Genomic DNA, 6,799 nt, shown 5'->3' on the forward strand with positions numbered 1-6,799 from the left:
ACGCCGATGAAAGATACGCATCTCTCGGAAATTTTCACGAAGTCTCTTGGAATCTGGAATATAAATTAAGCTCCGTGTTATTTTAAAGTCCACGAGGGTCTTAAAGTAAACGAAAATAGTGTGTATTTTGCTCCAATCTCAGCCCCAGACAACCACCTGCAAGATCGATTACGGGGGGCAACGAATAGGTACCTCTACGCAGGTCATCCACACGCTCACTTGAGCGGATGAGGAATTTCATTCATCACACTAAAGTTAATCCTACTCGCTCATTCCCAAAGGATACTTCTCTCCATAGTGTTGTGATGGTACGATACGTGGATCGCGGTTTGCTGATACCAGACTGACAGCGCAATCGAGAACACCATCCACCCTGCGACGCTCGCTGATTGATAAGAACTGAAATCTTCCTTGACCTCAAATGACCAGTACCCATAGTTTTCATGGCCGGCATGACCGTGGGAGTAGGTGATCCGGCTAGCGGGCGTAGATCTCGGCAATGTCCAGCCTTTCAAAGACGAAAATGACGAATCAGGGGGACTGCGGCTTGAACGGGCGGATTATATGTGCAAGAGTGTAGCATGGTATCGACACATCATGGAGTGCTCCTTGCTTGAACGCAATCTTCTTATAAACACAACATAGCCGAGTCCAGATATGCACAAAGAAGCTGTTCATCTCTTGCGCGAGGTTGCCTTGGCGATTTTGCCTGTTAGTCTCATCGTCTGCGCCCTGCAACTGACGCTGCTGCATATGCCTTGGGATGTCTTCATCCGTTTTGCTTTGGGTGCGGTATTCGTTGGCGGCGGCTTGTTTCTTTTTCTCTTCGGGGTCAAGACGGGCCTTTTGCCCATGGGCGAAATAATCGGCGCGGAGCTGCCCAAAAGCGGATCCGTGAAATATCTCGTATTCATGTCCTTTCTTCTCGGAACGGCCATTACTGTGGCTGAGCCTGACGTGCGTGTGCTGGCTCATCAGCTCGATTTTATCTCGAACGGACTGGTTCCCCGCAACATTCTAATCTTCGTGGTCGCCCTGAGCGTGGGAATTTGCGTGGGCGGCGCCGTACTGAGGATAGTAGTGGGGGTGCCAATCGTGAAGGTGCTGGTGGCCGGATATGCCGTCATCTTGGCCCTGTCCTTCGTCACCCCTGAAAGTTTTCTACCAATCGCCTACGATGCCGGAGGCGTGACCACGGGGCCGGTGACGGTTCCCTTCATAATAGCTCTAGGACTTGGAACCGTAGGTGTGTTGCGCGGGAGGAATTCCTTCAGCGACGGTTTCGGTCTTGTGGGACTAGCATCCATCGGCCCCGTCATTGGGGTCATGATTCTGGGGATGATCTACGGATGAACATAATTTTGGATTTTCTGGATTTTCGGCATGTGGCCTTTGAACTGCTCCTAGCCTTTGCTCCCCTTGTGCTTTTTTTTGCCTACATGCAGAAACGCGCCCTGCACCTCCCCAATTCCTACGTGCTGCGGTTGATGAAAGGGGTAGCCTTGTCGTATGTTGGGCTTGTCCTGTTTCTGCAAGGCGTGACTCAGGGATTTCTTCCTGCGGGCACCGAAATTGGCCGCATCATCGGCGAAGCACCTTGGCGCTGGGCGCTGGTTCCGCTGGGTTTCTTTTTCGGCCTTGCAGCCACGGCAGCGGAACCGGCGGTGCGCGTGCTGGCCATTGAGATGGAGAAGGCGTCGGGCGGTACAGTCAAACAGAAGCCTGTGCTGGTAACGCTATCGCTGGGAGTGGGAATTTTCGTGGCCTTGGCCATGTTCAAACTTTTGGCCGGAATTAGCATTATATGGTTTGTAGTCCCAGGATATTTGCTGGCCTTGATCATGACCCGTTTTTCCACGCCGTCATTCATTTCGGTGGCTTTTGATGCTGGCGGGGTGGCGACGGGTCCCATGACCGTAACCTTTGTCATGGCCATTGCACTTGGCGCAGCGGGAGCCCTGGAGGGCCGAAACGCAGTGGCGGACGGCTTCGGGCTCATCGCCCTGGTCGCTTTAGCACCTATTCTTTCCGTGATGACTTTGGGAATTTTTTATTCCCGCAAAAGGAGTGGCTGATGAACATACTGGAAAATTTCGACTGCATTGTGACCATTGTGAACAAGGGACACAGCGAGCCCATCGTGGACGCTTCCCGTAAGGCTGGAGCCGAGGGCGGTACCATCATTTTTGGGCGCGGCACGGGCATCAGGGAAGTCAAATCCATCTTGGGACTTGCCATCGATCCGGAGAAGGAGATTGTCCTGACCCTGGTCAAATCCGACATCAGCCTGCGCGTCCTTAAGGCCATCGTCGAAGCGGGCAACTTGGACCGACCGGGTGCCGGGATAGCCTTTATCATCCCTGTCAAGGGCGTGGCCGGGATATGCCATCTGGATTGCCAGCCTCTCTCGTGATATGACGCTGCTTCAGAGGCTGAATTCAATCCGCTTAAGATAGCAGAAAATTAGTTTATGTTGAAAATGATGTGCAGTTGTTTTTTTCAGATCCTCATGCCGATTAACGGGTTGTATTGTCCTTTTTGCTCTTCGGATACGGATTTCAAACTAATCCACTTCTTAAACTTTGGAATATTTATGATGGGATCGTCAAAAAAACATGATCAATTAACACACTGAACTTTTTTTCAGCGTTCATTACAGAACGAAGCACTCCATCGCGCCGAATATGCAAAACATCTTTGACCTGCTCCGCCGTTGGCGTTGTCTTCGCGGAGCACGGCGTCAAGTAGATCGCTGTTGTGAGAGGGTTTACTGCGAAAGTTCCTTCCATAAGATTGACGTCCGCTTTATCCGGCCAGGCAAAGAGAAGGAGGTCACCCAGGGCGATAATCAAAATAGGCTAATTCTGGATGCTCAGAGGCAGCGCAGGATCGTGCACGGGAACGCTTTTTATTAAGCCTCTTGTAGTTGATTGGAACTCTTTAAAAGAAGTGACTTTAGAATGGTTTGTCATGCGAAAGGCCCGGTTCTTTTTGATTGCAACTGCAAGACCAAAGGCCTTCGCTCCTGTATGATTGTCCTTTCCTCTGGTCCTGGAAGCTAATCTCTTCAATTTAAATATTATTATAAGACATGGTAAGCGGCTCAATTGTTGGACGAAATAATATATTTTATCAAAAATTGTTTAAATAATGCTTTTAGTGTGGGTGTATTTTCCTAAATTTCGGATAAAATTTAATTTTTCTATTAATGCTGGGGGGGGTAAAATTTTGCTTTTTTTTAACAGATCTATATTAATAATTTTTATTTCTTTTCTTATATCCACTTCTTCTTATGCTCAAGACTGGATTGTTGCTGGAAAAAGAGGAATAATGACATTTGTTGTTGTGTCAAAAGAGCGGGAAAAAGATGAAACTGTTTACAAAGAAGCCATACAAAGCCTTTGTACAGATAATGATTTTTGCAAGATAATGTTCTGGTCTAATTCGAGCGATGTTCCAACTTCATGGCCAATGAATGAGCACGAAAAAAATTCTAAGGTTGCTGACTACTATCACAATGGTAATTCTGGAGAAGTAAAATTTATATTTAAATATTCAAATGACCGTTGAGTTATTTAAAATAATTGTATTTAGTATTTTGAAATATTTTTTTTAGAATTAGGTTTTAAAAATCACTTGTAGTTCTATTTAGTCCTTCCAGAATTGCTATAGGTAAATGACTTGGTTAGGAGTCTTCTCACGGAGGGCGCCGATGAGAGACACCGAACTTTACGCGCAGATTCTTGGAGTCAAAGCCCCTTGGTTTGTTGATAAGGTTGATCTGAAAGTAGCCGAGAACAGTGTTGATATTTGGCTAGATCATGGCCCAGGGGAGCGCTGGCCCTGCCCAGAATGCGGCAAGCTTCTGCCCTGCCGGGACCATGCAGGAGAACGAGTCTGGCGTCACCTAGACACATGTCAGTTCAAGACGTTACTTCATGCCCGAGTTCCGCGAGTGGAATGCCCGGAACATGGAGTGCACCAGGTGCTTGTGCCCTGGGCTGAGCCACGGTCGCGCTTCACCTTGCTCATGGAACGCTGGATCATTGATGTGCTCACAGAGTGCTCGACAGTGGAAGGCTCTCGGCGCTTGCTGAAACTCACATGGGATGAGGTTTGGGGAGTAATGGAGCGAGCTGTGCGACGAGGCCTTTCACGCAAGGAGGCCCGTCCGATTCATTATCTCGGAGTGGACGAGAAAGCATTCCGCAAAGGGCACTCCTACATGACCATCGTCTTCGATCTTATGCGCAGCACGGTCGAGCATGTTTCTGAAGAACGGAAGAAGAGCAGCCTGGAGGAATATTACCGCAGGCTCTCGCCAGGCCAACTGGAATCCATACGGGCCATCGCGATGGATATGTGGGAGCCATATTTCACGGCGACCATGGCGCATGTGCCGGATGCCGGAGCCAAAATCGTCCACGATAGATTTCATGTCATGAAACACGTGAATGAAGCCGTGGATAAAGTGCGCAAGCAAGAACATAAGGCTCTGATGGCTCAGGGCGACGAAACCCTCAAAGGGACCAAGTACCTTTGGCTGTTTCGCCCCGAGAACTTGCCTGCCAAGCATCAGCCGACATTTGACGTCCTCAAGGCCAGCTCTCTCAAGGTGGCCAAAGCGTGGGCCATGAGAGAGAACTTGCAGTCATTGTGGGGCTATATGTCTCCTGGGTGGGGACGTAGATTCTTCAAGCGCTGGATAAAATGGATTGATCGTTCCGGCTTGGAGCCAATGAAGCGGGTGGGACAGTTACTTTTGCGGCATCTTGAAAATATCCTGACCTTCTGCCGCCACCGGATCACCAACGGCGTCGCCGAAGGACTGAACAGCAAGATCATGAGCATCAAGCGAAAGGCGTGTGGGTACAGCAACAAGGATCATTTCAAGACGGCGATCTATTTTTTCTGCGGGGGACTCGATCTGTACCCGAGGTCAGTCTGATCACGTTACCCACAGAGTTTCCGGAAGGACCAATTTTATTGATAAAATTGGGCATTATCCAGTTTTGACTGCACGAGTAACTCCTTTCAAATTATGGCGCCTTAGAAAGTTTAAAAATCTTTTTAAAAGCACAGATGAGCTTTGGGAGCCGCCAAATGATAAAACTCCCCTTGGAAGATGTAATGCCCCTGGTTCTCCAGTTCTTTATACTTCGGAAGACCTTGAAACGCCATTCGAAGAATTGAACGTAAAAGAAAATGAGCAAGTCTACGGAATTAAATTTGAAGTTAAAGAAGAGCTTAATTTAAAAAAAATCGTTTCTAATGATTTTGTGGCTACTGACAACAAAGGAAATAGAATCTATGATGATGAGAGCATGTTGTCTTATCAAATTTTAAGAGATTTTGTTCGCTCTGAATTTTTAAAACCAGTAGGAAAAAACACAGAATATTTGCATAAAATTTCTTCTTCAATGTGTAGGGTTTGGTTTCATGACGATGATTCTGATGGTTGGATTTATCCATCAGTACAAACTCCAGGAAAAAACAATATTGCATTAAAACAGATATCAGCAAGAAAAAAATTAAAAATCGTCGATATCCGAATAGTTCGTCTTGTGCAAAAAAATAATGTAAAAAACCATATTGATAAATTCAAATCACATCCATTTTACAAGATAGTATCAATGGCAATAGAAACGGACTTTGTCGGTTCTATCGTTGATGAAAATATCAATTGGTATCCTTCAAATGATGTTGGGGGATATTTATTTTAACTACCGACTTCACTACGGCCAGCAGATAGCGCTGGTCTGGTGAGGAGGATTATATTGCCATATGACCAGCAACCTCTGTTCGTATTTTTTTCAACTCGGTGAAGCGAAGTGAATGTCCTTGAAGAAATTCTTGAATGGTCACAAGGCCGACCGCTTTGGCAGCGCGACGCTTTGCGCAGACTCGTTCAGAGCGGTGAGCTTTCGGACGATGACTTGAGAGTGCTCACAGAGATCTGCAAGAGTGTACATGGTCTCGCCGAGGACCAAGACGTAGCCCCTTTGGCACACGAACATTTGCCTGAGACGGAGACGGGCGGTTCGCCCGTCTCACTCGTCTCCATATTTCATCACCAAGGCGTTAACGCGCTTGCGCAAGATCAGACTCTCGGGTTCGGGCCGAAACTAACGGTTGTCTACGGTGACAACGCCGCTGGGAAAACTGGGTATATTCGTATTCTGAAGAGTGCGTGCCGTGCCCGTGGCCGGGAGAAGATTCTTGGCAACGTCGTATCAGGAACTGCGCTTCATGCTCCGGTCGTATCGATCAAGTACAAGGTTGGGACTGAATCGCAGCCTCAGATGAGCCGTTGATATGGAGTTAGACCAAGCCAATTGTGCATCCTATGGATGGCGCAGAGCATCGTCGCAAATACTAAGCTGGCCTGCCGGGAAACTTGCAACGATTCTTGGAGTTTTCGAAGAATCCCGGCAGGTCAACTGAAATTTTTTTACACAGCAGACAGCCAGCTTGTATTTTCGCCGGCAGTGATAGCTGAATTGTGTAAGTGGTATGATTCCTTCAATATCGAAAATGCTTTGCTGACATCATAGTTTTCATCGAACAAGAAGGCTCTCCATCTCGGGCATGATTTCCAGCTTAGATTTGTAGTGCCATTAATATCGTTTCCACGCGAAAAGCAGTAAAATCGGATTCCCTTTTTAAAAACTTTTGCTGAAGCAAATGAGCGTGTGGAAGAATAAATAGTCGATCCTGAAAAACTGTTAAAACGCCACGTCAGGCACAAACCTGTAGCGGCTGAACATTAGGTCGAAGTACGTGTCCAAGGAATTTGAGG

The 6,799-nt window shown here is 47.3% G+C and carries 6 protein-coding genes; all 6 read left to right on the forward strand.

Translation table 11 applies throughout. The features are described 5' to 3' along the window. Positions 1-657 precede the first annotated feature (657 nt). On the forward strand, positions 658-1,353 hold the full coding sequence (locus BMZ24_RS18815) for a DUF1538 domain-containing protein (protein ID WP_092194586.1): 696 nt from the start codon (positions 658-660) through the stop codon (positions 1,351-1,353). Positions 1,354-1,385: 32 nt separating this feature from the next. After that, a complete protein-coding gene (locus tag BMZ24_RS18820; protein ID WP_244150425.1) occupies positions 1,386-2,075 on the forward strand; it encodes a DUF1538 domain-containing protein in 690 nt (229 codons plus the stop codon). Then, on the forward strand, positions 2,075-2,413 hold the full coding sequence (locus BMZ24_RS18825; RefSeq protein ID WP_092194590.1) for a P-II family nitrogen regulator: 339 nt from the start codon (positions 2,075-2,077) through the stop codon (positions 2,411-2,413). Before BMZ24_RS18820 ends, BMZ24_RS18825 begins: the two co-directional genes overlap by 1 nt. Positions 2,414-3,330: 917 nt before the next feature. Then, the gene (locus tag BMZ24_RS19605; protein ID WP_143077965.1) at positions 3,331-3,570 is read left to right on the forward strand and encodes a hypothetical protein; all 240 of its coding nucleotides are present in this window, start codon (positions 3,331-3,333) and stop codon (positions 3,568-3,570) included. A gap of 142 nt (positions 3,571-3,712) precedes the next feature. After that, the gene (locus tag BMZ24_RS18830; RefSeq protein WP_092194592.1) at positions 3,713-4,948 is read left to right on the forward strand and encodes an ISL3 family transposase; all 1,236 of its coding nucleotides are present in this window, start codon (positions 3,713-3,715) and stop codon (positions 4,946-4,948) included. 64 nt (positions 4,949-5,012) lie between these two features. Then, positions 5,013-5,723, forward strand: coding sequence for an RES domain-containing protein (locus tag BMZ24_RS18835; RefSeq protein WP_161949246.1), 711 nt, complete (start codon positions 5,013-5,015; stop codon positions 5,721-5,723). The last annotated feature ends 1,076 nt before the right edge of the window (positions 5,724-6,799 follow it).

The organism is Desulfomicrobium norvegicum (assembly GCF_900114595.1).
Classification (GTDB): domain Bacteria; phylum Desulfobacterota; class Desulfovibrionia; order Desulfovibrionales; family Desulfomicrobiaceae; genus Desulfomicrobium; species Desulfomicrobium macestii.